This window comes from Rhodococcus sp. ARC_M12 (genome assembly GCF_022810385.1).
Classification (GTDB): domain Bacteria; phylum Actinomycetota; class Actinomycetes; order Mycobacteriales; family Mycobacteriaceae; genus Rhodococcoides; species Rhodococcoides navarretei.
Genome location: NZ_JALGQI010000115.1, coordinates 1 through 255 on the forward strand (window position 1 = coordinate 1; position 255 = coordinate 255).

A 255-nucleotide genomic window follows, 5' to 3' on the forward strand; every position below is an offset into this window, starting at 1 on the left:
GTTGCCGGGTGCATTTCATGCGGAACGTCACTTCCGCGGTGTCGTCGAAGCAGGTGCCTCCGGTGATGGCGGCGATCAAGACGATCTTCGCGCACACCGAGCCGGATGCTGTTGCAGCGCAGTGGGATCAGGTCGCGCAGACGCTCGCCGGGTCGTTTCCGAAGGTGTCGGCGATGATGGACGGTGCGAAGGAAGATGTGCTCGCGTTCCGTGCGTTCCCGAAGTCGCATTGGCAGAAAATCTGGTCGAACAATC

At 61.2% G+C, this 255-nt stretch carries 1 protein-coding gene; it reads left to right on the plus strand.

The features are described from left to right. The coding region (locus MTX35_RS26405) for a transposase (RefSeq protein WP_243597498.1) at nucleotides 1-255 on the plus strand (255 nt) is incomplete at both ends.